Raw genomic sequence first — 25,746 nt, 5'->3', positions numbered from 1 at the left:
AGAGTGATGATGAAAAACAGCGAACTGGAAAGCCTGATTAACGAAAAACTGAACAGTACCTCTTTCAGCGATTACGGCCCGAACGGGCTCCAGGTTGAAGGTCGTGAGACGGTGCAAAAAATTATCACCGGCGTGACGGCAAGCCAGGCGCTGCTGGACGAGGCCGTTCGTCAGAACGCCGACGCGGTGATTGTTCATCACGGTTACTTCTGGAAAAACGAATCGCCGATTATTCGCGGGATGAAGCGCAATCGTCTGAAAACGCTGCTGGCTAATGACATCAACCTGTACGGCTATCATCTGCCGCTGGATGCGCACCCGGAGCTCGGCAACAACGTCCAGCTGGCGCAGCTACTGGGGATTACCGTGATGGGGGAAATTGAACCGCTGGTGCCGTGGGGCGAGCTGGCGATGCCGGTTCCGGGGCTGGAGCTGGCATCGTGGATTGAAGCGCGCCTGGGCCGTCGTCCGCTGTGGAGCGGTGATACCGGTCCGGATACGGTGAAGCGTGTCGCATGGTGTACCGGTGGCGGTCAGGGCTTTATCGACAGCGCCGCGCGTTTCGGCGTCGATGCTTTTATCACCGGCGAGGTTTCCGAGCAGACCATTCATTCGGCGCGTGAACAGGGGCTGCATTTTTATGCGGCTGGCCATCATGCCACCGAGCGCGGCGGCATTCGCGCCCTCAGCGAGTGGCTGACGGAAAATACCGGTCTGGATGTGACCTTTATTGATATCCCTAACCCAGCCTGACGAGAGGTAGTTAAGTGCAGCGAGCGCGTTGTTATCTTCTGGGTGAAACCGCCGTGGTTCTGGAGCTTGAACCACCGGTGACGCTTGCCACGCAAAAGCGTATCTGGCGGCTGACCCAGCGTCTGGCCGAACTACCGGAGGTGGTTGAAGCCATTCCGGGGATGAATAACATCACAGTGGTGCTGCGTAGCCCGCATACCCTGGCGCTGGATGCCATTGAGCGTTTGCAGCGCTGGTGGGAAGAGAGCGAGGCGCTGGAGCCGGAATCGCGCGCCATTGAGATCCCGGTCGTTTATGGCGGTACGGGTGGGCCGGATCTTGGCGTGGTGGCAGATCACTGCGGATTAACCAAAAAGCAGGTTGTTGAGCTGCACAGCTCGGTTGACTACGTGGTCTGGTTCCTGGGATTTCAGCCCGGGTTCCCGTATCTGGGCGGATTATCTCCCCGGCTGCATACGCCACGCCGTGCCGAGCCGCGCGTGAGCGTGCCGGCGGGAACGGTGGCTATCGGCGGCGAGCAGACCGGCGTTTATCCCCTGACATCGCCCGGCGGCTGGCAGCTTATTGGGCATACCGCTACACCGTTATTTGAACCCGGGCTGGAGACGCCAATACTCCTGCGTCCCGGCGATACCCTTCGCTTTATCCCGCAGAAGGAGGGGGTATGTTAACGCTTATTCGCGCCGGGCTTTACACCTCCGTACAGGATGCCGGGCGCTTTGGTCTTCGCCAGTCGGGCGTGAGCTACTGCGGTGCGCTTGACCGTCCTTCGCTGGAGATTGCCAACCTGCTTGTGGGCAACCCAGGCAGCACGGCGGCGCTAGAAATTACGCTGGGTCAGTGTGTGATTGAGTTTGGTCAGGAGACCTGGTTTGCCTTAACCGGCGCAGGGTGTGATGCGACGCTGGATGGCAAAGCGGTGTGGACCGGCTGGCGGCTGCGGGCGAAAGCCGGGCAGCGCCTGACGCTCAAACGTCCGCTGCACGGCGTGCGTAGCTATCTCGCGGTGGCTGGCGGCATCGACGTGCCGGAGATATTGGGTTCATCCAGTACCGATCAAAAAGCCGGGATCGGCGGTCACGAAGGACGTTTGTTGCGCGACGGCGATCGGCTGGCAATCAAAGCCTCCGCGCGCCATTTCTCGACCACGCAGGGCGTAAAACAGCTGCTGTGGGGAAACCAGATCCGCGCCTTACCGGGGCCGGAATATCATGAGTTCGACGAGGCTTCTAAAGAGTCCTTCTGGCGCGCGCCGTGGAAGATCAGCCCGCAGAGTAACCGCATGGGCTACCGCCTGCAGGGTCAGCCGCTGACCCGCACGACGGACCGGGAACTGCTCTCCCACGGTTTATTGCCGGGGGTTATTCAGGTGCCGGGGAACGGTCAGCCCATCGTGTTAATGAACGATGCGCAAACTACCGGCGGTTATCCGCGCATTGCCTGCATCATTGAAGCGGATCGCTACCATCTGGCGCAAATTCCCCTCGGTCAGCCGATTCACTTCGTGAAGTGTTCGCTGGAGGAGGCGCTAAAAGCGCGGCAGGATCAGCAGCGTTATCTCGAACAGCTGGCGTGGAGGCTTGATGGTAAAGATTGATTTGAACGCCGATCTGGGGGAGGGAAGCCGCGCTGATGCGGAACTGATGACCCTGGTCACCTCGGTCAATATCGCCTGCGGCTTTCACGCGGGCGATGCGCAAACCATGCTGGAGAGCGTGCGTAATGCCATTAAAAACGGCGTCGCGATAGGGGCTCACCCCAGCTTTCCCGATCGGGAAAACTTTGGCCGTACGGCGATGGATCTGCCCCCTGCGACGGTCTATGCGCAGGTGCTCTACCAGATCGGCGCGCTGGAGGCGATGGTGCGCGCCCAGAACGGCGTGATGCGCCACGTGAAGCCGCACGGCATGCTTTACAACCAGGCGGCGAAAGATGCGGATCTGGCGGAGGCGATTGCCCGCGCGGTGCGGGACTGTAATCCGCAGCTGATTCTGGTAGGCCTTGCGGGAAGCGAGCTGATTCGCGCCGGACAACGGCTGGGGCTGACCACGCGTCAGGAAGTGTTTGCCGATCGTGGATACCTGCCGGACGGCAGCCTGGTTCCGCGGACGCAGGCCGGGGCGCTGATTACCGATGAAGGCAAAGCGTTGGCGCAGACGCTGGAGATGGTGCGCGCCGGGCGAGTGATCGCCGTGGATGGAACACCGGCAAACGTTCAGGCCGATACGGTATGTTTACACGGCGACGGCGAGCATGCGCTCCAGTTCGCGCGCCGCTTGCGGGCAGCGTTCTCTGAAGAGGGCATCCTCGTCAGCGCCGAATAATGACGATAAGGACACAAAATGCCAGAAGGTCCGGAGATCCGCCGCGCGGCGGATAGCCTGGAGGCGGCGATAAAGGGCAAACCCCTGACGGATGTCTGGTTTGCTTTTCCTCAACTGAAACCGTTTGAATCACAGCTGGTGGGCCAGACGGTGACCCATATTGAAACGCGCGGCAAGGCCTTGCTCACGCACTTTTCCCATAACCTGACGTTATATAGCCATAACCAGCTTTACGGCGTCTGGCGGGTTGTGGAGGCGGACGAGCAGCCGCAAACCACCCGCGTGCTGCGCGTCAGGCTGCAAACGGCGGATAAGGCGATCCTGCTCTATAGCGCGTCGGATATCGAAATGTTAACGCCGGAGCAGCTGCTGACGCACCCGTTCCTGCAGCGGGTCGGGCCGGACGTGCTGGACATGCGCCTGACGGCAAGCGACGTGAAGGCCCGGCTGTTATCACCTAAATTCCGTAACCGACAGTTTTCCGGTCTGTTCCTCGACCAGGCCTTTCTGGCCGGGCTGGGTAACTACCTGCGGGTAGAGATCCTCTGGGAAGTCGGGCTGGCGCCGCAGCATAAAGCGTCTCAGCTGAGCGATGAACAGCTGGAGGCGTTATCCCACGCGCTGCTGGATATTCCGCGGCTGTCGTACAACACGCGCGGCGTGGTGGATGAGAACACGCATCATGGGGCGCTGTTCCGGTTCAAGGTGTTTCATCGGGCGGGGAAAAAGTGCGAGCGATGCGGCGGAATTATTGACAGAATTATGCTCTCTTCGAGACCCTTTTACTGGTGCCCGCACTGCCAGAAATAAAAGTAAAACGGTAACCCATGGGTTACCGTTTTTAAGGTTTTCACCCTCTCCCTGTGGGAGAGGGCCGGGGTGAGGGCACCAGGCCGCACCCAACTTCTGTTAGCGCTTAATATCAGACTTAAAATCACGCTGCTCGTAGCCGGTGTACAGCTGACGAGGACGGGCGATTTTCATGCCTTCGCTGTGCATTTCGTTCCAGTGCGCAATCCAGCCTACGGTACGGGCCATGGCGAAGATCACGGTGAACATGGAAGACGGAATGCCCATCGCTTTCAGAATAATGCCAGAGTAGAAATCGACGTTCGGGTAGAGTTTCTTCTCGATGAAGTACGGGTCGTTCAGCGCGATGTGTTCCAGCTCCATCGCCACTTCCAGCAGGTCATCTTTGGTACCCAGCTCTTTCAGCACTTCGTGGCAGGTCTCACGCATGACGGTAGCGCGCGGGTCGTAGTTTTTGTAAACACGGTGACCGAAGCCCATCAGGCGGAAGGAGTCATTCTTGTCTTTCGCACGACGCACGAACTCAGGAATGTGCTCAACGGTGCTGATCTCTTCCAGCATCTTCAGTGCCGCTTCGTTCGCGCCGCCGTGCGCCGGTCCCCACAGGGAGGCGATGCCCGCAGCGATACAGGCGAACGGGTTCGCGCCTGAAGAGCCCGCGGTACGGACGGTAGAGGTAGAGGCGTTCTGTTCGTGGTCAGCGTGCAGGATCAGAATACGGTCCATCGCGCGTTCCAGCACCGGGTTCACTTCGTACTCTTCGCACGGCGTGGAGAACATCATGCGCAGGAAGTTACCCGCGTAGGAGAGGTCGTTGCGCGGATACACAAACGGCTGGCCGATGGAGTATTTGTAGCACATCGCCGCCATGGTAGGCATTTTGGACAGCAGGCGGAACGCCGCGATATCACGGTGACGTGGGTTATTCACGTCAAGGGAGTCGTGGTAGAACGCCGCCAGCGCACCGGTAATCCCGCACATCACCGCCATCGGGTGAGAGTCACGGCGGAACGCATGGAACAGACGGGTAATCTGCTCATGGATCATGGTGTGACGGGTCACGGTGGTTTTGAATTCATCGTACTGCGCCTGCGTCGGTTTTTCGCCGTTCAGCAGGATGTAGCACACTTCCAGATAGTTGGATTCGGTGGCTAACTGATCGATGGGGAAGCCGCGATGGAGCAGGATACCTTCGTCACCGTCAATGTAGGTGATTTTGGATTCGCAAGATGCGGTAGAGGTAAATCCAGGGTCAAAGGTGAACACACCTTTAGAACCCAGCGTACGGATATCAATAACATCCTGACCGAGCGTGCCTTTTAGCACATCCAGTTCAATAGCAGTGTCACCATTTAGGGTGAGCGTTGCCTTTGTATCAGCCATTTACGGTCTCCTTAGCGCCTTATGCTTAAGACTGCGCTTTACCGGATTTGCTTTCAGCTGTTAATCACCGTTACCAGATTGTTATTTGGCTTACCGCTCAGCTCACGAGGACAAACCAGGGTACAGAGCTATGGCGCCTTGCAGGTAAACGAATGAAATATCAGTGAAACAACAGCAAATCAGCGTTTTTGCAGTCCGAATTATTCAAACCTGTATATCACTAATAACTGTCCTGATAACTTCGGTCAATACCATCACACTGTTACATAACTATTTGTCAGGTGAAAGAGAGACCTCATAACTTTTGCGCATTATATGCCTTTTCTGATGATGTTTGTAACAATATTGTTTAACATTTGTCAAATCAGATGATTAAAAATTAAAAAGATGTTGTTATCGTGACCCTGATCACTGTTCCAGAGAAAACCCGACAAACTGTATGTAGGTTAATTGTAATGATTTTGTGAACGGCCTATACTGCCGCCAGGTCTCCGGAACACCCTGCAATCCCGAGCCACCCAGCGTTGTAACGTGTCGTTTAAGCATCTGGAAGCAGTGTTTTGCATGACGCGCAGTTATAGAAAAGGAACGCTGCTTGACCCGCATCGCAGTCCGGAGGAAGGAAACAATAAGAACAGCATGTGGGCGTTATTCATGATAAGAAATGTGAAAAAACAAAGACCTGTCAATCTGGATCTCAAAACGATCCGGTTCCCTGTAACAGCAATAGCGTCCATTCTGCACCGTGTTTCTGGTGTGATTACGTTTGTGGCGGTCGGTATTTTGCTGTGGTTACTGGGCACCAGCCTCTCTTCCCCTGAAGGATTCCTCCAGGCCTCCGCCATCATGAACAGCTTCTTCGTGAAATTCATCATGTGGGGCATTCTGACCGCGCTGGCGTACCACGTCGTCGTCGGTGTTCGCCATATGCTGATGGACTTTGGCTACCTGGAAGAGACTTTCGAAGCCGGGAAACGCTCCGCTAACATTTCATTTGTGATTACTGTCGTGCTTTCACTTCTCGCAGGAGTTCTCGTATGGTAAGCAACGCCTCCGCATTAGGACGCAACGGCGTACATGACTTCATTCTGGTCCGTGCTACCGCCATCGTTCTCACTCTTTACATCATCTATATGATCGGTTTCTTCGCGACCAGCGGCACGCTGACGTGGGAAATCTGGAGTGGGTTCTTCGGATCCGCCTTCACCAAAGTGTTCACCCTGCTGGCTCTGTTCTCCATCCTTATTCATGCCTGGATTGGCATGTGGCAGGTGTTGACCGATTACGTTAAACCGCTGGCGATTCGCCTTCCACTGCAGCTGGCCATTGTTGTTGCACTGGTGGTTTACGTTATTTATGGATTCGTTGTGGTGTGGGGTGTGTAATGAAACTGCCAGTCAGAGAATTTGATGCTGTTGTAATTGGTGCCGGTGGCGCAGGTATGCGTGCCGCACTGCAAATTTCCCAGAGCGGCCAGACCTGTGCGCTGCTCTCTAAAGTTTTCCCGACCCGTTCCCACACTGTGTCTGCGCAGGGCGGTATCACCGTTGCGCTGGGCAACTCCCATGAAGATAACTGGGAATGGCACATGTACGACACGGTAAAAGGTTCCGACTACATCGGCGACCAGGATGCCATCGAATATATGTGTAAAACCGGCCCGGAAGCGATTCTGGAGCTGGACCACATGGGCCTGCCGTTCTCCCGTCTGGAAAATGGCACCATCTATCAGCGTCCGTTTGGCGGTCAGTCGAAAAACTTCGGCGGCGAGCAGGCGGCACGTACCGCGGCGGCGGCTGACCGTACCGGTCACGCACTGCTGCACACCCTGTATCAGCAGAACCTGAAAAACCATACCACCATCTTCTCCGAGTGGTACGCGCTGGATCTGGTGAAAAACGCCGATGGCGCAATCGTCGGCTGTACCGCGCTGTGCATCGAAACCGGTGAAGTGGTTTACTTCAAAGCCCGCGCTACCGTGCTGGCTACCGGCGGCGCAGGCCGTATCTATCAGTCCACCACCAACGCCCACATCAACACCGGTGACGGTGTCGGCATGGCTATCCGCGCGGGCGTGCCGGTGCAGGATATGGAGATGTGGCAGTTCCACCCAACCGGTATCGCCGGTGCGGGCGTTCTGGTAACAGAAGGCTGCCGCGGTGAAGGTGGTTACCTGCTGAACAAGCACGGCGAGCGCTTCATGGAGCGTTATGCCCCGAATGCGAAAGACCTGGCGGGTCGTGACGTGGTGGCGCGTTCCATCATGATCGAAATCCGTGAAGGCCGCGGCTGTGACGGCCCATGGGGTCCACACGCGAAGCTGAAGCTCGACCACCTGGGTAAAGAAGTTCTGGAGTCCCGTCTGCCGGGCATCCTGGAGCTGTCCCGCACCTTCGCACACGTCGACCCGGTGAAAGAGCCGATTCCGGTTATCCCAACCTGCCACTACATGATGGGCGGTATTCCGACCAAAGTGACCGGTCAGGCGCTGACCGTAAACGAGCAGGGCGAAGACGTGGTTATTCCTGGCCTGTTCGCGGTAGGCGAAATTGCCTGCGTATCCGTACACGGTGCAAACCGTCTGGGCGGCAACTCCCTGCTGGACCTGGTGGTGTTTGGTCGCGCAGTCGGTCTGCATCTGCAGGAATCCATTGCCGAGCAGGGCGCGCTGCGTGACGCAACCGACGACGAAATTGATGCCTCTCTTGAGCGCCTCAACCGCTGGAACGGTAACCGTAACGGCGAAGATCCGGTGGAAATCCGTAAAGCGCTGCAGGAATGCATGCAGCACAACTTCTCGGTATTCCGCGAAGGCGACGCGATGGCCAAAGGTCTTGAGCAGCTGAAAGCGATCCGCGAGCGTCTGAAAAATGCCCGTCTGGACGACACCTCCAGCGAATTCAACACCCAGCGCGTTGAGTGCCTGGAGCTGGATAACCTGATGGAAACCGCGTTCGCGACGGCGATGTCGGCAAACTTCCGTACCGAAAGCCGTGGCGCGCATAGCCGCTTCGACTTCCCGGATCGTGATGACGAAAACTGGCTGTGCCATTCCCTGTATCTGCCAGAGTCGGAATCCATGACGCGTCGTAGCGTCAACATGGAACCGAAACTGCGTCCGGCGTTCCCGCCGAAGATTCGTACTTACTAATGCGGAGACAGGATAATGAAACTCGAATTCTCAGTTTATCGTTATAACCCGGATGTTGATGACGCTCCGCGTATGCAGGACTACACCCTGGAAGCGGAAGAAGGTCGCGACATGATGCTGCTGGATGCCTTAATCCAGCTGAAAGAAAAAGATCCTACGCTGTCGTTCCGCCGCTCCTGCCGTGAAGGGGTTTGTGGCTCTGACGGTGTGAACATGAACGGCAAAAATGGCCTGGCCTGCATCACGCCAATTTCAGCGCTGCAGCGTCCTGGTCAGAAAATTGTTATCCGTCCTCTGCCAGGCCTGCCGGTCGTGCGTGATTTGGTGGTAGACATGGGGCAATTCTATGCACAATATGAGAAGATTAAGCCTTACTTATTGAATAATGGGCAAAATCCACCCGCTCGCGAGCACTTACAGTCTCCTGAGCAGCGTGAAAAACTCGATGGGTTGTACGAGTGTATTCTCTGCGCATGCTGTTCAACGTCCTGCCCGTCGTTCTGGTGGAACCCGGACAAGTTTATCGGCCCGGCCGGTCTGCTGGCTGCCTATCGCTTCCTGATCGATAGCCGCGACACCGAAACCGATAGCCGTCTGGAAGGGCTGAGTGACGCTTTCAGCGTATTTCGCTGCCATAGCATCATGAACTGCGTCAGTGTGTGTCCGAAGGGGCTGAACCCGACGCGCGCCATCGGCCATATTAAGTCGATGCTGTTGCAGCGCAGTGCGTAAGTAGTGAGAGGGGAGCGCTGTTCCCCTCACCCTAACCCTCTCCCCAAGGGAGAGGGGACAGATTGCAGGAAATCTTTAAAAACTGCCGACGGCATTCCCCCTCTCCCTTAGGGAGAGGGTAGGGGTGAGGGTAAAGACCCTTAGACAGTTTCTAAAGGTTCCTTCGCGGGCCACAAAGAGCTCGCAGGTGAACCCCGGCACGTACACATGGTGTGCGTGGTAGTTTCTACGGCGAAAGTAAGCATAAAAATGCTTAAGGGATCACGATGCAGAACGGCGCAATGAAAGCCTGGCTGGACTCTTCTTTCCTTTCTGGTGCGAACCAGAGCTGGATTGAACAGCTCTATGAAGACTTCTTAACCGATCCTGACTCAGTGGACGCAAACTGGCGTTCCATGTTCCAGCAGTTGCCTGGCACAGGGGTCAAACCGGATCAATTCCATTCCAAAACACGTGATTATTTCCGTCGTCTGGCGAAGGATGCCTCACGTTACTCTTCTGCGATTTCCGACCCTGACACTAATGCGAAGCAGGTAAAAGTCCTGCAGCTTATCAACGCTTATCGCTTCCGCGGTCACCAGCATGCGAATCTCGATCCGCTGGGACTGTGGCAGCAAGACCGTGTGGCCGATCTCGATCCGGCGTATCACGATCTGACCGAGGCCGATTTCCAGGAAAGCTTTAACGTAGGTTCCTTTGCCATCGGCAAAGACACGATGAAGCTGGGCGATCTGATTGACGCGCTCAAGCAAACCTACTGCGGCTCCATCGGCGCGGAATACATGCACATTACCTCTACCGAAGAGAAACGCTGGATCCAGCAGCGCATCGAATCCGTAGCGGGCCACGCGACCTTCTCGGCTGACGAGAAAAAACGCTTCCTGAACGAACTGACCGCAGCGGAAGGGCTTGAGCGCTATCTGGGCGCGAAATTCCCGGGCGCAAAACGCTTCTCGCTGGAAGGCGGCGACGCGCTGGTGCCGATGCTCAAAGAGCTGATTCGTCACGCAGGCAAGAGCGGCACCCGTGAAGTGGTACTGGGCATGGCGCACCGTGGTCGTCTGAACGTGCTGGTCAACGTGCTGGGTAAAAAACCGCAGGACCTGTTCGACGAATTCGCGGGCAAACATAAAGAACACCTCGGCACCGGCGACGTGAAGTACCACATGGGCTTCTCGTCGGATATCGAAACCGAAGGCGGTCTGGTTCACCTGGCGCTGGCGTTTAACCCGTCACACCTGGAAATCGTTAGCCCGGTGGTTATCGGTTCCGTGCGTGCGCGTCTGGATCGTCTGGACGAGCCGAGCAGCAATAAAGTGCTGCCAATTACCATCCACGGCGATGCGGCGGTAACAGGGCAGGGCGTGGTTCAGGAAACCCTGAACATGTCGAAAGCGCGTGGTTATGAAGTGGGCGGTACCGTTCGCATCGTGATCAACAACCAGGTGGGCTTCACCACCTCTAACCCGCTGGACGCGCGTTCTACCCCGTACTGCACCGACATCGGTAAGATGGTGCAGGCACCGATCTTCCACGTTAACGCGGATGACCCGGAAGCCGTTGCTTTCGTGACCCGTCTGGCGCTGGACTTCCGTAATACCTTTAAACGCGATGTGTTCATTGACCTCTTCTGCTACCGCCGTCACGGCCACAACGAAGCGGACGAGCCAAGTGCAACCCAGCCGTTGATGTATCAGAAAATCAAAAAACACCCGACCCCGCGCAAAATCTATGCTGACAAGCTGGAGAGCGACAAAGTGACGACGCTGGAAGATGCGACCGAAATGGTCAACCTCTACCGCGACGCGCTGGATGCGGGTGAATGCGTGGTGAAAGAACTGCGCCCGATGAACATGCACTCCTTTACCTGGTCGCCGTACCTCAACCACGAGTGGGATGAGAGCTACCCGAACAAGGTTGAGATGAAGCGCCTGCAGGAGCTGGCTAAACGCATCAGCACCGTACCGGACGCTATCGAGATGCAGTCACGCGTGGCGAAAATTTACGCTGACCGTCAGTCCATGGCGGCAGGCGAGAAGCTGTTCGACTGGGGCGGCGCTGAAACGCTGGCTTACGCAACGCTGGTTGACGAAGGCATTCCTGTTCGTCTGTCCGGTGAAGATGCGGGCCGTGGGACCTTCTTCCACCGTCACGCGGTTGTTCACAACCAGTCCAACGGTTCAACCTACACCCCGCTGCAGCACGTGCACAACGGTCAGGGCCAGTTCAAGGTCTGGGACTCCGTGCTGTCTGAAGAAGCGGTTCTGGCCTTCGAATACGGTTATGCCACCGCTGAACCACGCACCCTGACCATCTGGGAAGCGCAGTTCGGTGACTTCGCCAACGGCGCGCAGGTGGTTATCGACCAGTTCATCTCCTCCGGCGAGCAGAAGTGGGGCCGCATGTGTGGCCTGGTGATGCTGCTGCCGCACGGTTATGAAGGTCAGGGTCCGGAGCACTCCTCCGCGCGTCTGGAACGTTATCTGCAGCTCTGCGCCGAGCAGAACATGCAGGTCTGCGTGCCGTCCACCCCGGCTCAGGTCTACCACATGCTGCGTCGTCAGGCGCTGCGCGGTATGCGCCGTCCGCTGGTGGTGATGTCGCCGAAATCCCTGCTGCGTCACCCGCTGGCGGTGTCGAGCCTGGAAGAACTGGCGAACGGAACCTTCCTGCCAGCCATCGGTGAAATTGACGAGCTGGATCCGCAGGGCGTGAAGCGCGTGGTGATGTGTTCTGGTAAGGTTTATTACGACCTGCTGGAACAGCGCCGCAAGAACGATCAGAAAGATGTCGCCATCGTGCGTATCGAACAGCTTTATCCGTTCCCGCATCAGGCGATGCAGGAAGTGCTGAAACAATATGCTCACGTACATGATTTTGTCTGGTGCCAGGAAGAGCCGCTCAACCAGGGCGCATGGTACTGCAGCCAGCATCATTTCCGTGAAGTGATTCCATTTGGGTCAGCCCTGCGTTATGCAGGTCGCCCGGCCTCCGCCTCTCCGGCGGTAGGGTATATGTCCGTTCACCAGAAGCAGCAACAAGATCTGGTCAATGACGCGCTGAACGTCGATTAATTAAAGGATACAAAATGAGTAGCGTAGATATTCTTGTTCCCGACCTGCCTGAATCCGTAGCAGATGCGACCGTCGCTACCTGGCACAAAAAACCAGGCGATGCCGTTAAGCGCGATGAAGTGCTGGTAGAAATCGAAACTGACAAAGTGGTACTGGAAGTACCGGCTTCGGCGGATGGCGTTCTGGACGCGGTGCTGGAAGATGAAGGTACCACCGTAACCTCTCGTCAGATCCTGGGTCGCCTGCGTGAAGGCAACAGCGCGGGCAAAGAGTCCAGCGCGAAATCTGAAGAGAAAGCCTCTACGCCGGCTCAGCGCCAGCAGGCTTCTCTGGAAGAACAGTCTAACGATGCCCTCAGCCCGGCGATCCGTCGCCTGCTGGCTGAACACAGCCTCGACCCGGCAGCCATCAAAGGCACCGGTGTGGGCGGTCGTCTGACCCGCGAAGACATCGACAAACACCTTGCGAAAGCGCCTGCTCAGGCAGAAGCGAAAGCCCCTGCGGCAGCACCAGCAGCGCAGCCTGCTCTGGGTGCCCGCAGCGAAAAACGCGTGCCAATGACTCGCCTGCGCAAGCGCGTGGCCGAGCGTCTGCTGGAAGCGAAAAACTCCACCGCGATGCTGACCACCTTCAACGAAGTGAACATGAAGCCAATCATGGACCTGCGCAAGCAGTACGGTGACGCGTTTGAAAAACGTCACGGTATCCGTCTGGGCTTTATGTCCTTCTACGTGAAGGCGGTAGTTGAAGCGCTGAAACGCTACCCGGAAGTGAACGCGTCTATCGATGGCGATGACGTGGTTTACCACAACTATTTCGACGTCAGCATGGCGGTTTCTACTCCACGCGGCCTGGTCACCCCGGTTCTGCGTGATGTGGATACCCTGGGTATGGCTGACATCGAGAAAAACATTAAAGAGCTGGCTGTTAAAGGCCGCGACGGCAAGCTGACCGTAGACGACCTGACCGGCGGTAACTTTACCATTACCAACGGCGGCGTATTCGGCTCGCTGATGTCTACCCCGATCATTAACCCGCCGCAGAGCGCGATCCTGGGTATGCATGCCATTAAAGATCGCCCGATGGCGGTAGACGGTAAAGTTGAGATCCTGCCGATGATGTACCTGGCGCTCTCATACGATCACCGCCTGATCGACGGCCGCGAGTCCGTGGGCTTCCTGGTCGCGATTAAAGAGCTGCTGGAAGATCCAACCCGTCTGCTGCTGGACGTCTAGTTTTGCAGTCTTGCCCGGCGGCGTATGGCTGCCGGGCCAATAAAAGCACGACCTAACGATTACCTGAAGGATGGATAGAACACATGAACTTACATGAATATCAGGCCAAACAGCTGTTTGCCCGGTATGGCTTACCGGCTCCGGTGGGTTATGCCTGTACTACCCCGCGTGAAGCAGAAGAAGCCGCATCTAAAATCGGTTCCGGCCCTTGGGTAGTTAAGTGTCAGGTTCACGCTGGTGGCCGTGGTAAAGCGGGCGGTGTGAAGGTTGTTAAGAGCAAAGAAGAGATTCGTGCGTTTGCTGAACATTGGCTCGGCAAGCGTCTGGTAACGTACCAGACAGATGCGAACGGCCAGCCGGTTAACCAGATCCTGGTTGAAGCGGCGACCGACATCGCGAAAGAACTGTACCTGGGCGCGGTTGTTGACCGTAGCTCCCGTCGCGTGGTGTTCATGGCGTCTACCGAAGGCGGCGTGGAAATCGAAAAAGTGGCGGAAGAAACCCCGCACCTGATCCACAAAGTGGCAATCGATCCGCTGGCGGGCCCAATGCCTTACCAGGGTCGCGAGCTGGCGTTCAAACTGGGCCTGGAAGGCAAGCTGGTTCAGCAGTTCACCAAGATCTTCATGGGTCTGGCGAACATCTTCCTGGAGCGCGATTTGGCGCTGATCGAGATCAACCCGCTGGTGATCACCACCCAGGGCGACCTGATCTGCCTCGACGGCAAGCTGGGCGCTGACGGCAACGCGCTGTTCCGCCAGTCCGATCTGCGCGAAATGCGCGACCAGTCTCAGGAAGATCCGCGTGAAGCGCAGGCTGCACAGTGGGAGCTGAACTACGTGGCGCTGGACGGCAACATCGGCTGTATGGTTAACGGTGCGGGCCTGGCAATGGGCACCATGGACATCGTTAAGCTGCACGGCGGTGAGCCAGCAAACTTCCTCGACGTAGGCGGTGGCGCAACCAAAGAGCGCGTAACCGAAGCGTTCAAAATCATCCTCTCTGACGACAACGTGAAGGCCGTTCTGGTTAACATCTTCGGCGGCATCGTTCGTTGCGACCTGATCGCCGACGGTATCATCGGTGCGGTAGAAGAAGTGGGCGTGAACGTTCCGGTGGTTGTGCGTCTGGAAGGTAACAACGCTGAACTCGGCGCGAAAAAACTGGCTGACAGCGGCCTGAATATTATTGCAGCGAAAAGTCTGACGGATGCAGCTCAGCAGGTTGTTGCCGCAGTGGAGGGGAAATAATGTCAGTTTTAATTAATAAAGATACCAAGGTTATCTGCCAGGGCTTCACCGGTAGCCAGGGGACTTTCCACTCCGAACAGGCGATTGCCTACGGCACGCAGATGGTTGGCGGCGTAACGCCAGGTAAAGGCGGCACCACGCATCTGGGCCTGCCGGTATTCAACACCGTGCGTGAAGCCGTCGAAGCGACGGGCGCAACCGCGACCGTGATCTACGTTCCGGCACCGTTCTGCAAAGACTCCATTCTGGAAGCGATCGACGCAGGCATCAAGCTGATCATCACCATCACTGAAGGCATCCCGACGCTGGATATGCTGACCGTGAAGGTGAAGCTGGATGAAGCAGGCGTGCGCATGATCGGCCCGAACTGCCCTGGCGTTATCACCCCGGGCGAATGCAAAATCGGCATCATGCCGGGCCACATTCACAAGCCGGGGAAAGTGGGCATCGTGTCCCGTTCCGGTACGCTGACCTATGAAGCTGTGAAGCAGACCACCGATTACGGCTTCGGCCAGTCCACCTGCGTGGGCATCGGCGGTGACCCGATCCCTGGCTCTAACTTCATCGACATCCTGAAGCTGTTCCAGGAAGATCCACAGACCGAAGCGATCGTGATGATCGGTGAGATCGGTGGTAGCGCGGAAGAAGAAGCCGCTGCTTACATCAAAGAACACGTGACCAAGCCAGTTGTCGGTTACATCGCGGGTGTGACCGCGCCGAAAGGCAAGCGTATGGGTCACGCAGGCGCGATCATTGCCGGGGGTAAAGGTACGGCTGATGAGAAATTCGCAGCGCTGGAAGCCGCAGGCGTGAAAACCGTTCGCAGCCTGGCGGATATCGGCGAAGCACTGAAATCCATCATTAAGTAAGTCCTCTCTGCTCCCCGAAAGGGGGGCGTTGAAGTATAAAAATGTCCGTTTCGACATGGTTGGCCGCTGTAAAGCGGCCTTTTTTATTGCCTGCCGGGCGTCATGCAATAGTCACTAAATGGTGTTAATTAGAGAGGAGGATAAAAGTAAAATAATTGTTATTTATTTACCTTAAAGAGAGCGGATGGAAAAAAACGAAAAGCGCACTAAAATTTATGTCCTGAATAAATTAGGCATTCGGGCTTCTGAGTTAATAAAAATCACTTCTGTTTATATTCATCAATCGACTTGATAACCTTAATTGTATTTTATATACATATCTTTAACATGGTTTTTACTATGTTCACCGCATCAAAACACATTTAACACAAAGGATTGTTTTTGATTTAAATCAATGTTTAATCCTTGGAAAAACCCATCAAAAGGCGGTAAATTGTCCCCGATCAAAATGGCCGAAAAGTGGTAATTTTGCTATAAATTGATCGCCGTCGAAAAACGTAAATGTGATTCAATAAAAACCTGTTTATTGTAAGGGTTTTGCAGCGTATTATATTTGCGGGATCAATTTGAGTTTTTTATTAACGTATTTGTAACCTCACGTCATCGTTTTTATCCTCCTTCAGGGTAATAACGACGACAAGGATGCGAATAATTTGTATTGGGGCATGCGTGTGGATCTCTCTCTGACGGGGTTCACTCTCGGAGTCTTCATGCGATGAGCAAGGAGTCATGATGTTAGATATAGTCGAACTGTCGCGCTTACAGTTTGCCTTGACCGCGATGTACCACTTCCTGTTTGTGCCACTGACGCTCGGTATGGCGTTCCTGCTGGCCATTATGGAAACGGTATACGTTCTCTCCGGCAAACAGATTTATAAAGATATGACCAAGTTCTGGGGCAAGTTGTTTGGTATCAACTTCGCGCTGGGCGTGGCAACCGGTTTGACCATGGAGTTCCAGTTCGGGACTAACTGGTCTTACTATTCCCACTATGTAGGGGATATCTTCGGTGCGCCGCTGGCCATTGAAGGTCTGATGGCATTCTTCCTCGAATCCACCTTTGTAGGTCTGTTCTTCTTCGGCTGGGACCGTCTGGGTAAAGTCCAGCATATGGCGGTGACCTGGCTGGTGGCATTAGGTTCGAACCTGTCCGCGCTGTGGATTCTGGTGGCGAACGGCTGGATGCAGAACCCTATCGCGTCTGATTTCAACTTCGAAACCATGCGTATGGAGATGGTCAGCTTTGCCGAGCTGGTCCTGAACCCGGTTGCACAGGTTAAATTCGTTCACACCGTCGCTTCTGGCTACGTGTGCGGCGCGATGTTTGTACTGGGCATCAGCTCTTACTACATGCTGCGCGGTCGTGACTTCGCGTTTGCTAAGCGCTCCTTTGCTATCGCTGCAAGCTTCGGTATGGCTGCAATCCTCTCTGTTATCGTTCTGGGTGATGAATCCGGTTACGAAATGGGTGACGTGCAGAAAACCAAACTGGCCGCCATCGAAGCCGAATGGGAAACCCAACCGGCGCCTGCTGCCTTTACGCTGTTCGGTATTCCGGATCAGGACGCTCAGGAAAACCGCTTCGCCATTCAGATCCCTTATGCGCTGGGTATCATCGCCACCCGTTCTGTTGATAAGCAGGTGACCGGTCTGAAAGAGCTGATGGTTCAGCACGAAGAGCGTATCCGTAACGGTATGAAAGCCTACTCGCTGCTGGAACAGCTGCGTGCCGGTTCTACCGACCAGGCCGTTCGCGACCAGTTCAACAACGTGAAGAAAGATCTGGGTTACGGTTTGCTGCTGAAGCGTTATACCCCGAACGTTTCTGATGCGACAGAAGCGCAGATCCAGATGGCAACCAAAGACTCGATTCCACGCGTTGCGCCACTGTACTTCGCATTCCGTATCATGGTGGGCTGCGGCATCATCATGCTGCTGATCATTGCGGCGTCCTTCTGGTCCGTGATTCGTAACCGCATCGGCGAGAAAAAATGGCTGCTGCGCACCGCGCTGTACGGTATTCCACTGCCGTGGATCGCGATCGAATCCGGCTGGTTTGTTGCGGAGTACGGCCGTCAGCCATGGGCGATTGGTGAGGTACTGCCAACGGCGGTAGCGAACTCGTCCCTGACAGCGGGCGACCTGATCTTCTCCATGCTGCTGATTTGTGGTCTGTACACCCTGTTCCTGGTGGCTGAACTGTTCCTGATGTTCAAGTTCGCGCGCCTTGGCCCAAGCAGCCTGAAAACCGGTCGCTATCACTACGAGCAGTCCACTGCGACTACTCAGCCGGCACGCTAAGACAGGAGTCATCAAATGATCGATTATGAAGTATTGCGTTTTATCTGGTGGCTGCTGGTTGGCGTTCTGCTGATCGGTTTTGCCGTCACGGATGGTTTCGACATGGGGGTGGGGATGCTCACCCGTTTCCTCGGTCGTAATGACACCGAGCGTCGAATCATGATCAACTCCATCGCCCCTCACTGGGACGGTAACCAGGTGTGGCTGATCACCGCTGGCGGCGCGCTGTTCGCTGCCTGGCCGATGGTCTACGCGGCTGCGTTCTCCGGCTTCTACGTGGCGATGATTCTGGTGCTGGCCTCTTTATTCTTCCGTCCGGTTGGTTTCGACTACCGTTCCAAGATTGAAGACACCCGCTGGCGCAACATGTGGGACTGGGGCATCTTTATCGGTAGCTTCGTTCCACCGCTGGTGATCGGCGTGGCGTTCGGTAACCTGCTGCAGGGCGTACCGTTCCACCTGGACGAATACATGCGTCTTTACTACACCGGTAACTTCTTCCAGCTGCTGAATCCGTTTGGCCTGCTGGCCGGCGTGGTGAGCGTGGCGATGATCATCACTCAGGGCGCAACCTATCTGCAGATGCGTACGGTTGGTGAACTGCACCTGCGTTCTCGCGCGACGGCTCAGGTCGCTGCGCTGGTCACGCTGGTCTGCTTCGCACTGGCCGGTGTGTGGGTGGTGTACGGCATTGATGGTTATGTGGTGACCTCTGCAATTAACCACTCGGCACCGTCTAACCCGCTGACCAAAGAAGTGGCGCGTCAGGCTGGCGCATGGCTGGTGAACTTCAATAACACCCCTGCGCTGTGGGCGATCCCGGCTCTGGGCGTATTGCTGCCGCTGCTGACCGTGTTGACGTCTCGTCTGGAGAAAGGCGCGCTGGCGTTCGTGTTCTCTTCGCTGACCCTGGCGTGCATCATCCTGACGGCGGGTATTGCGATGTTCCCATTCGTCATGCCATCCAGCACCATGCTGAATGCTAGCCTGACCATGTGGGACGCAACGTCCAGCCAGCTGACGCTGAACCTGATGACGTATGTTGCTTGCGTGTTCGTACCGATTATCCTGCTCTACACCACCTGGTGTTACTGGAAAATGTTCGGTCGCATCACTAAAGAACATATCGAAAGCAACACCCACTCTATGTACTAAGTAAGGAGCTGAATATGTGGTATTTCGCATGGATTTTAGGGACGCTTCTTGCCTGTGCATTTGGTGTCATCACTGCCCTGGCGCTTGAGCACGTCGAAGCGACCAAAGCGGGTGAAGAAAAACACTGATGAATATTATCGCGACGCTTTACGCGGTAATGGATAAGCGCCCGTTACGGGCGCTTTCTTTAGTGATGGCATTACTGCTGGCAGGTTGTATCTTCTGGGACCCTTCGCGCTTTGCAGCGAAAACCAGCGAGCTTGAAATCTGGCACGGCTTTCTCATTATGTGGGCGGTGTGCGCAGGTGTGATCCACGGCGTCGGCTTTCGTCCGAAAGCCATTCACTGGCAGGGAATTTTTTGCCCGCTGATTGCCGATCTGGTGCTTCTCGCCGGTTTGATTTTCTTCTTCTTCTGAATAAGAAATGTCCGTTAACGTTATGGGCTTACCCGAGCCCATAAAAATTTACTCTCCGTTTACTTTCTCCCATTCCCAACCCTCTTTCCCGCGCGTATAGTAGCGAAGTTTAAAAGCATTAACTTTTGTTGCATTACCGGGATGTAAAGTGAATACAACGCTGTTTCGATGGCCGGTTCGTGTCTATTACGAAGATACCGATGCCGGTGGTGTGGTTTACCACGCCAGCTACGTTGCTTTTTATGAACGGGCACGCACAGAGATGCTGCGCCATCATCACTTTAGTCAACAGGTGCTGTTGGCTGAGCGAGTTGCCTTCGTGGTACGCAAGATGACGCTTGAGTATTTTGCGCCTGCCAGACTCGACGATATGCTCGAAGTCCAAACTGAAATTACATCAATGCGCGGGACCTCACTGGTTTTCACGCAGCGGATAGTCAACGCAGAGAATACCGTACTGAACTCAGCTGAAGTGCTGATTGTTTGTGTTGATCCAACCATAATGAAGCCTCGTGCGCTTCCTAAGTCTATTGTCGCGGAGTTTAAGCAGTGACTGACATGAATATCCTTGATTTGTTCCTGAAGGCAAGCCTTCTGGTTAAACTTATCATGTTGATTTTGATTGGTTTTTCAATCGCATCCTGGGCCATCATCATCCAGAGAACGCGTATCCTCAATGCCGCTGGCCGTGAAGCTGAAGCGTTTGAAGATAAGTTCTGGTCGGGTATTGAGCTTTCTCGTCTGTATCAGGAAAGCCAGGGGCGCCGTGAAAACCTTACAGGCTCCGAGCAAATTTTTTATAGCGGTTTCAAAGAGTTTGCTCGTCTGCATCGTGCAAACAATCATGCGCCGGAAGCGGTTGTAGAAGGTGCCTCGCGTGCGATGCGTATCTCTATGAACCGTGAGCTGGAAAATCTCGAAACGCATATTCCATTCCTCGGCACTGTCGGTTCCATCAGCCCGTATATCGGCCTGTTTGGTACCGTGTGGGGGATCATGCACGCCTTTATCGCGCTGGGCGCGGTGAAGCAGGCGACGTTGCAGATGGTTGCACCGGGTATCGCTGAAGCACTGATTGCGACCGCTATCGGTCTGTTTGCGGCAATTCCTGCGGTTATGGCTTATAACCGTCTGAACCAGCGCGTGAACAAACTGGAACTGAACTACGACAACTTTATGGAAGAGTTCACTGCGATTCTGCACCGTCAGGCGTTTACCAGCACCGAGAGCAACAAGGGGTAAACCATGGCCAGATCGCGTGGACGAGGTCGTCGCGAGCTCAAGTCCGAAATCAATATCGTTCCACTGCTGGACGTCCTGCTGGTACTGCTGCTGATCTTCATGGCGACAGCGCCAATCATTACCCAGAGCGTGGAAGTGGATCTGCCGGATGCGACAGAATCACAGGCGGTGAGCACCAATGACGATCCTCCGGTTATCATTGAGGTTTCCGGCGTAGGGCAATACAGCGTCGTGGTAGAGAAAGATCGTATGGATCAGCTGCCGCCTGAGCAGGTTATTGCTGAAGCGCAGCGTCGTCTGGAGTCAAATCCGAAAACGGTCTTCTTAATCGGTGGCGCGAAAGACGTACCCTACGATGAAATTATTAAAGCGCTGAACTTGCTACATAGTGCGGGTGTTAAGTCAGTTGGCTTAATGACCCAACCTATTTGATCATCCGCGTAGTTTTTGGGAACCGATAGTGTCAAAGGCAACCGAACAGAACGACAAGCTTAAGCGAGCGATAATCGTCTCCGCAGTGCTGCACGTGATTCTCTTTGCAGCGCTGATCTGGAGTTCGTTCGACGAGCATATTGATGCATCAGCCGGTGGCGGTGGAGGGTCTTCCATTGACGCCGTGATGGTGGATCCCGGTGCGGTAGTACAGAACTATAATCGCGAACAGCAGCAGAAGGCGAGTGCCAAACGGGCTGAAGAGCAGCGTGAAAAACAGTCGCAACAGCAGGCGGAAGAACTGCGTGAAAAGCAGGCCGCAGAGCAGGAGCGTCTGAAGCAGCTTGAGAAAGAGCGTTTGCAGGCGCAGGAAGCTGCGAAAGAGCAGGCGGAACAGCAGAAGCAAGCCGAAGAGGCCGCGAAGAAAGCACAGGAACAGCAAAAGCAGGCGGAAGAGGCGGCAGCAAAAGCCGCAGCGGACGCGAAAGCACAGGCTGATGCCCAGGCAAAATTAGCGGCAGAAGCGGCGAAGAAAGCCGCTGCTGATGCTCAGAAGAAAGCTGAAGCGGAAGCGGCGAAGAAAGCCGCTGCCGATGCTCAGAAGAAAGCTGAAGCGGAAGCGGCGAAGAAAGCCGCTGCTGATGCTCAGAAGAAAGCCGAAGCGGAAGCCGCGAAAAAAGCCGCTCAGGAAGCAGAGAAGAAAGCTGCTGCCGAGGCCGCGAAGAAAGCGGCTGCTGCTGAGAAAGCGGCTGCAGAAAAAGCTGCCGCCGCTGAAAAAGCCGCTGCCGATAAAAAAGCTGCAGCTGAGAAGGCTGCAGCCGATGAGAAAGCTGCAGCTGAGAAGGCCGCTGCCGATAAGAAAGCTGCTGCTGATAAAGCGGCGGCCAAAAAGGCCGCGGCTGCTGAAAAAGCCGCTGCTGCCGCAGGGGTGGACGATCTGCTGGGCGATTTAAGCTCCGGTAAGAATGCACCGAAAACGGGCGGTGGGGCGAAAGGAAACAACGCAGCGCCGACGGGAAGTGGTAACACTAAGAGTAACGGTGCGACAGGGGCTGAAATCAACGGTTATGCCGCGCAGATTAAATCCGCTATTGAAAGCCGATTCTATGATGCGTCTTCCTATACCGGTAAAACGTGTACGTTGCGTATAAAACTGGCTCCGGACGGCATGCTGCTGGATATCAAGTCTGAAGGTGGCGACCCGGCTTTATGTACTGCGGCCCTGGCTGCAGCGCGTCAGGCGAAGATGCCTAAACCGCCGTCTCAGGCAGTTTACGAAGTCTTCAAAAATGCGCCGCTGGACTTCAAACCTTAAGTTACATTTTCCCCGTGCAAACGGGGAAAAATAGACCAGGTTTAGTCACAGGGTTCTGGTAGTTTTGTCTATTTGAGTTTGTTAACATTCTGCTAAATTATCGTGGGTAAGGTTACCCGGATAAGGGAGATATGATGAAGCAGGCATTACGTGTAGCATTTAGTTTTTTAATGCTGTGGGCAGCAGTACTGCACGCAGAAGTACGTATCGAGATCACCCAGGGGGTGGACTCGGCACGCCCAATCGGTGTTGTTCCGTTCCAGTGGGCCGGTCCTGGCGCTGCACCTGAAGATGCCGGTGGCATCGTGGCGGCTGACCTGCGTAACAGCGGTAAATTCAACCCGTTAGATCGTTCTCGTCTGCCGCAGCAGCCGGGCAGCGCGCAGGAAGTACAGCCTGCAGCATGGTCTGCACTGGGTATTGATGCCGTGGTTGTGGGTCAGGTTACGCCTAACCCGGACGGCTCTTACAACGTGGCCTGGCAGCTGGTGGATACCGGCGGTGCACCGGGTACCGTTCTGGCACAGAACTCTTACAAGGTCACTAAGCAGTACCTGCGCTACGCGGCACACGCTGCCAGCGATGCGGTATTTGAAAAACTGACCGGCATTAAAGGGGCGTTCCGTACCCGTATTGCTTATGTGGTGCAGACCAACGGTGGTCAGTTCCCGTATGAGCTGCGCGTATCTGACTACGACGGCTACAACCAGTTCCTGGTGAAACGTTCTTCACAGCCGCTGATGTCTCCAGCCTGGTCTCCTGACGGTTCTAAACTGGCCTATGTAACCTTCGAAAGCGGCCGTTCAGCGCTGGTTATCCAGACGCTGGCAAACGGTGCTGTTCGTCAGGTGGCGTCTTTCCCACGTCACAACGGTGCACCTTCCTTCTCTCCGGACGGGTCTAAACTGGCGTTTGCGCTGTCAAAAACCGGTAGCCTGAACCTGTACGTGATGGACATTGGCTCTGGCCAGATCCGTCAGGTGACCGACGGTCGCAGCAACAACACTGAACCTTCATGGTTCCCGGATAGTCAAAACCTGGCGTTTACTTCTGACCAGGCTGGCCGTCCACAAATCTATAAAGTCAACATCAACGGCGGTGCTCCGCAGCGTATTACCTGGGAAGGTTCGCAGAACCAGAACTCAGACGTGAGCAGCGACGGTAAATTTATGGTAATGGTGAGCTCCAACGGTGGGCAGCAGCACATTGCCAAACAGGATCTGGTAGCGGGTGGCGTTCAAGTTCTGTCGTCAACGTTCCTGGATGAAACGCCAAGTCTGGCACCTAACGGCACGATGGTAATCTACAGCTCTTCTCAGGGGATGGGATCTGTGCTGAATCTGGTTTCTACAGATGGGCGTTTCAAAGCGCGTATTCCGGCAACTGATGGACAGGTAAAATCACCTGCCTGGTCGCCGTATCTGTAAATAATAATTAATTGATTACTAAAGGAATCATAGAAATGCAACTGAACAAAGTGCTGAAGGGGCTGATGATCGCTCTGCCTGTAATGGCAATCGCAGCGTGTTCTTCTAACAAGAACGCCAGCAATGACCAGAGCGGCGAAGGCATGATGGGTGCCGGCACCGGTATGGACGCGAACGGCAATGGCAACATGTCTTCTGAAGAGCAAGCGCGTCTTCAGATGCAGCAGCTGCAGCAGAACAACATCGTTTACTTCGATCTGGATAAATACGACATTCGTTCTGACTTCGCTGCGATGCTGGATGCTCACGCTAACTTCCTGCGTAGCAACCCATCTTACAAAGTCACCGTAGAAGGTCACGCGGACGAACGTGGTACTCCAGAGTACAACATCTCCCTGGGTGAACGTCGTGCTAACGCTGTTAAAATGTACCTGCAGGGTAAAGGCGTTTCTGCTGACCAGATCTCCATCGTTTCTTACGGTAAAGAAAAACCTGCAGTACTGGGTCACGACGAAGCGGCTTACTCCAAAAACCGTCGTGCCGTACTGGTTTACTAAGAGAATTGCATGAGCAGTAACTTCAGACATCATCTGTTGAGTCTGTCGTTACTGGTTGGAATAGCGGCCCCCTGGGCCGCTTTTGCTCAGGCACCAATCAGTAGTGTCGGCTCAGGCTCGGTAGAAGACCGGGTCACTCAACTCGAGCGTATTTCTAACGCTCACAGCCAGCTTTTAACCCAACTCCAGCAACAACTTTCTGATAACCAAAACGATATTGACTCTCTCCGCGGCCAGATTCAGGAAAGCCAGTATCAGTTGAACCAGGTTGTGGAACGTCAGAAGCAGATTTTGCTGCAGATGGATAGTCTGAGCAGCGGTGGTGCAGCAGCACAAGCACAGCCAGCCGCGGGCGATCAGACCGGTGCGGCGACATCAGCTCCGGCTGCGGATGCTTCTGCTTCAACAGGTGCGCCTGTACAGAGCGGTGACGCGAATACGGACTACAACGCGGCCATTGCCCTGGTGCAGGATCAATCTCGTCAGGATGACGCGCTTGCTGCGTTTCAGAACTTTGTTAAGAAATACCCTGATTCCACTTATCAGCCAAATGCGAATTACTGGCTCGGTCAGCTGAATTACAACAAGGGTAAAAAGGACGATGCGGCGTTTTATTTTGCCTCTGTGGTGAAAAATTACCCGAAATCGCCAAAAGCGCCTGATGCGATGTATAAAGTGGGCGTTATCATGCAGGACAAAGGCGACACTGCGAAAGCCAAAGCGGTTTACCAGCAGGTGGTCTCCAAATTCCCGGGTACCGAAGGTGCTAAGCAGGCGCAAAAACGTCTGAATTCGATGGGATGATTATCGCATGACCAGAAATCGCGTTATTTCTGGTCGTGCAGCATGATTCGTAAGCAGTTAAGTGATCTTCATCGAAATTTTTGTTGCGCTGAATTCTTAAATCAGTAATATATGCCGCCGTTGCCACGGGATATCAAACAACGTGAAAACAGCGTAAAAGTGGGTCGTTAGCTCAGTTGGTAGAGCAGTTGACTTTTAATCAATTGGTCGCAGGTTCGAATCCTGCACGACCCACCACTAAGTCAGGTGGAAGTAGTAAAACGTGAAGGATAACGTTGCGTCAGCAACGGCCCGTAGGGCGAGGCGAAGCCGAGTCATCCTGCACGACCCACCACTTAACGCACACCAGCAGTACAGAGTGGGTGATTAGCTCAGTTGGTAGAGCATCTCCTTTACACGGAGGGGGTCGGCGGTTCGAGCCCGTCATCACCCACCACTCGGGTCGTTAGCTCAGTTGGTAGAGCAGTTGACTTTTAATCAATTGGTCGCAGGTTCGAATCCTGCACGACCCACC

25 protein-coding genes and 3 tRNA genes are annotated in these 25,746 nt (G+C 55.1%); 27 read left to right on the top strand and 1 reads right to left on the bottom strand.

The features are described from left to right. Positions 1-9 precede the first annotated feature (9 nt). From AC27FC_RS07630 to nei, 5 genes are read left to right on the top strand one after another with little or no spacing between them, the layout of a single operon-like run. Positions 10-753, top strand: a complete 744-nt coding sequence (locus tag AC27FC_RS07630; RefSeq protein ID WP_094934380.1) for a type 2 GTP cyclohydrolase I — start codon at positions 10-12, stop codon at positions 751-753. A 14-nt stretch (positions 754-767) separates the two neighbouring features. Continuing rightward, positions 768-1,424, top strand: a complete 657-nt coding sequence (gene pxpB / locus AC27FC_RS07625; protein ID WP_094934379.1) for a 5-oxoprolinase subunit PxpB — start codon at positions 768-770, stop codon at positions 1,422-1,424. Beyond that, on the top strand, positions 1,418-2,350 hold the full coding sequence (pxpC, locus tag AC27FC_RS07620; protein WP_094934378.1) for a 5-oxoprolinase subunit PxpC: 933 nt from the start codon (positions 1,418-1,420) through the stop codon (positions 2,348-2,350). The genes pxpB and pxpC overlap by 7 nt, the downstream gene beginning before the upstream one ends. After that, on the top strand, positions 2,337-3,077 hold the full coding sequence (gene pxpA, locus AC27FC_RS07615; RefSeq protein WP_094934377.1) for a 5-oxoprolinase subunit PxpA: 741 nt from the start codon (positions 2,337-2,339) through the stop codon (positions 3,075-3,077). The genes pxpC and pxpA overlap by 14 nt, the downstream gene beginning before the upstream one ends. Before the next feature lie 18 nt (positions 3,078-3,095). Next, a complete protein-coding gene (nei, locus tag AC27FC_RS07610) occupies positions 3,096-3,887 on the top strand; it encodes an endonuclease VIII (RefSeq protein ID WP_094934376.1) in 792 nt (263 codons plus the stop codon). Between the two features lie 99 nt (positions 3,888-3,986). On the opposite strand, the gene AC27FC_RS07605 is transcribed toward nei, so the two are convergent. Continuing rightward, positions 3,987-5,270, bottom strand: coding sequence for a citrate synthase (locus tag AC27FC_RS07605; RefSeq protein ID WP_023334930.1), 1,284 nt, complete (start codon positions 5,268-5,270; stop codon positions 3,987-3,989). Between the two features lie 639 nt (positions 5,271-5,909). On the opposite strand from AC27FC_RS07605, the gene sdhC reads away from it, so the two are divergent. The 22 genes from sdhC (at position 5,910) to AC27FC_RS07495 (ending at position 25,744) form a co-directional block, all read left to right on the top strand. Next, positions 5,910-6,314 carry a succinate dehydrogenase cytochrome b556 subunit gene (sdhC, locus tag AC27FC_RS07600; protein WP_020684965.1) on the top strand — a complete coding sequence of 135 codons (405 nt, stop codon included), beginning with the start codon at positions 5,910-5,912 and terminating at the stop codon, positions 6,312-6,314. Continuing rightward, the gene (gene sdhD / locus AC27FC_RS07595; RefSeq protein WP_008501088.1) at positions 6,308-6,655 is read left to right on the top strand and encodes a succinate dehydrogenase membrane anchor subunit; all 348 of its coding nucleotides are present in this window, start codon (positions 6,308-6,310) and stop codon (positions 6,653-6,655) included. The genes sdhC and sdhD overlap by 7 nt, the downstream gene beginning before the upstream one ends. Then, positions 6,655-8,421 (top strand): succinate dehydrogenase flavoprotein subunit, encoded by a 1,767-nt coding sequence (gene sdhA / locus AC27FC_RS07590; RefSeq protein ID WP_023310789.1) that lies wholly within the window; start codon positions 6,655-6,657, stop codon positions 8,419-8,421. The genes sdhD and sdhA overlap by 1 nt, the downstream gene beginning before the upstream one ends. Before the next feature lie 15 nt (positions 8,422-8,436). Next, positions 8,437-9,153, top strand: a complete 717-nt coding sequence (sdhB, locus tag AC27FC_RS07585) for a succinate dehydrogenase iron-sulfur subunit SdhB (protein ID WP_008501090.1) — start codon at positions 8,437-8,439, stop codon at positions 9,151-9,153. Between the two features lie 266 nt (positions 9,154-9,419). Then, on the top strand, positions 9,420-12,227 hold the full coding sequence (gene sucA, locus AC27FC_RS07580; protein WP_033144953.1) for a 2-oxoglutarate dehydrogenase E1 component: 2,808 nt from the start codon (positions 9,420-9,422) through the stop codon (positions 12,225-12,227). A 14-nt stretch (positions 12,228-12,241) separates the two neighbouring features. After that, positions 12,242-13,462, top strand: a complete 1,221-nt coding sequence (gene odhB, locus AC27FC_RS07575) for a 2-oxoglutarate dehydrogenase complex dihydrolipoyllysine-residue succinyltransferase (RefSeq protein ID WP_008501093.1) — start codon at positions 12,242-12,244, stop codon at positions 13,460-13,462. Positions 13,463-13,545: 83 nt separating this feature from the next. Continuing rightward, the gene (gene sucC, locus AC27FC_RS07570; RefSeq protein ID WP_023310791.1) at positions 13,546-14,712 is read left to right on the top strand and encodes an ADP-forming succinate--CoA ligase subunit beta; all 1,167 of its coding nucleotides are present in this window, start codon (positions 13,546-13,548) and stop codon (positions 14,710-14,712) included. Next, positions 14,712-15,581 carry a succinate--CoA ligase subunit alpha gene (gene sucD, locus AC27FC_RS07565; RefSeq protein ID WP_008501094.1) on the top strand — a complete coding sequence of 290 codons (870 nt, stop codon included), beginning with the start codon at positions 14,712-14,714 and terminating at the stop codon, positions 15,579-15,581. Before sucC ends, sucD begins: the two co-directional genes overlap by 1 nt. Before the next feature lie 732 nt (positions 15,582-16,313). After that, positions 16,314-17,882, top strand: a complete 1,569-nt coding sequence (gene cydA, locus AC27FC_RS07560) for a cytochrome ubiquinol oxidase subunit I (protein ID WP_023310795.1) — start codon at positions 16,314-16,316, stop codon at positions 17,880-17,882. Positions 17,883-17,897: 15 nt separating this feature from the next. Further along, positions 17,898-19,037 (top strand): cytochrome d ubiquinol oxidase subunit II, encoded by a 1,140-nt coding sequence (gene cydB / locus AC27FC_RS07555; protein WP_047061368.1) that lies wholly within the window; start codon positions 17,898-17,900, stop codon positions 19,035-19,037. 14 nt (positions 19,038-19,051) lie between these two features. Further along, positions 19,052-19,165, top strand: coding sequence for a cytochrome bd-I oxidase subunit CydX (gene cydX, locus AC27FC_RS07550; RefSeq protein WP_003858598.1), 114 nt, complete (start codon positions 19,052-19,054; stop codon positions 19,163-19,165). Next, positions 19,165-19,455 (top strand): cyd operon protein YbgE, encoded by a 291-nt coding sequence (ybgE, locus tag AC27FC_RS07545; RefSeq protein WP_014831116.1) that lies wholly within the window; start codon positions 19,165-19,167, stop codon positions 19,453-19,455. The genes cydX and ybgE overlap by 1 nt, the downstream gene beginning before the upstream one ends. Before the next feature lie 148 nt (positions 19,456-19,603). Continuing rightward, on the top strand, positions 19,604-20,008 hold the full coding sequence (ybgC, locus tag AC27FC_RS07540; protein WP_003858593.1) for a tol-pal system-associated acyl-CoA thioesterase: 405 nt from the start codon (positions 19,604-19,606) through the stop codon (positions 20,006-20,008). Beyond that, positions 20,005-20,697: a Tol-Pal system protein TolQ gene (tolQ, locus tag AC27FC_RS07535; RefSeq protein ID WP_008501101.1), complete on the top strand. Its 693-nt coding sequence runs from the start codon at positions 20,005-20,007 to the stop codon at positions 20,695-20,697. Before ybgC ends, tolQ begins: the two co-directional genes overlap by 4 nt. Positions 20,698-20,700: 3 nt before the next feature. Further along, complete coding sequence (gene tolR / locus AC27FC_RS07530) at positions 20,701-21,129, top strand: colicin uptake protein TolR (protein ID WP_003858589.1); 429 nt, start codon at positions 20,701-20,703, stop codon at positions 21,127-21,129. A 28-nt stretch (positions 21,130-21,157) separates the two neighbouring features. Then, positions 21,158-22,444 carry a cell envelope integrity protein TolA gene (tolA, locus tag AC27FC_RS07525; protein ID WP_487159922.1) on the top strand — a complete coding sequence of 429 codons (1,287 nt, stop codon included), beginning with the start codon at positions 21,158-21,160 and terminating at the stop codon, positions 22,442-22,444. Positions 22,445-22,578: 134 nt separating this feature from the next. Next, positions 22,579-23,871 carry a Tol-Pal system beta propeller repeat protein TolB gene (gene tolB, locus AC27FC_RS07520; RefSeq protein ID WP_008501103.1) on the top strand — a complete coding sequence of 431 codons (1,293 nt, stop codon included), beginning with the start codon at positions 22,579-22,581 and terminating at the stop codon, positions 23,869-23,871. A 35-nt stretch (positions 23,872-23,906) separates the two neighbouring features. Beyond that, entirely contained in the window at positions 23,907-24,428 is a 522-nt protein-coding gene (gene pal, locus AC27FC_RS07515) for a peptidoglycan-associated lipoprotein Pal (RefSeq protein WP_003858578.1), read from the top strand. Positions 24,429-24,437: 9 nt separating this feature from the next. Next, positions 24,438-25,232 (top strand): cell division protein CpoB, encoded by a 795-nt coding sequence (gene cpoB / locus AC27FC_RS07510; RefSeq protein ID WP_023310799.1) that lies wholly within the window; start codon positions 24,438-24,440, stop codon positions 25,230-25,232. A 161-nt stretch (positions 25,233-25,393) separates the two neighbouring features. Then, positions 25,394-25,469, top strand: a tRNA-Lys gene (locus AC27FC_RS07505). Positions 25,470-25,592: 123 nt separating this feature from the next. Continuing rightward, positions 25,593-25,668, top strand: a tRNA-Val gene (locus tag AC27FC_RS07500). Positions 25,669-25,671: 3 nt separating this feature from the next. After that, positions 25,672-25,744: transfer RNA gene (locus tag AC27FC_RS07495), tRNA-Lys, on the top strand. Positions 25,745-25,746 lie beyond the last annotated feature (2 nt).

This window comes from Enterobacter sp. C3_dUdeg (assembly GCF_057536195.1).
The sequence above is the reverse complement of the archived record's forward strand: the minus strand, read 5'-3'. Positions and strand labels throughout refer to the sequence as shown.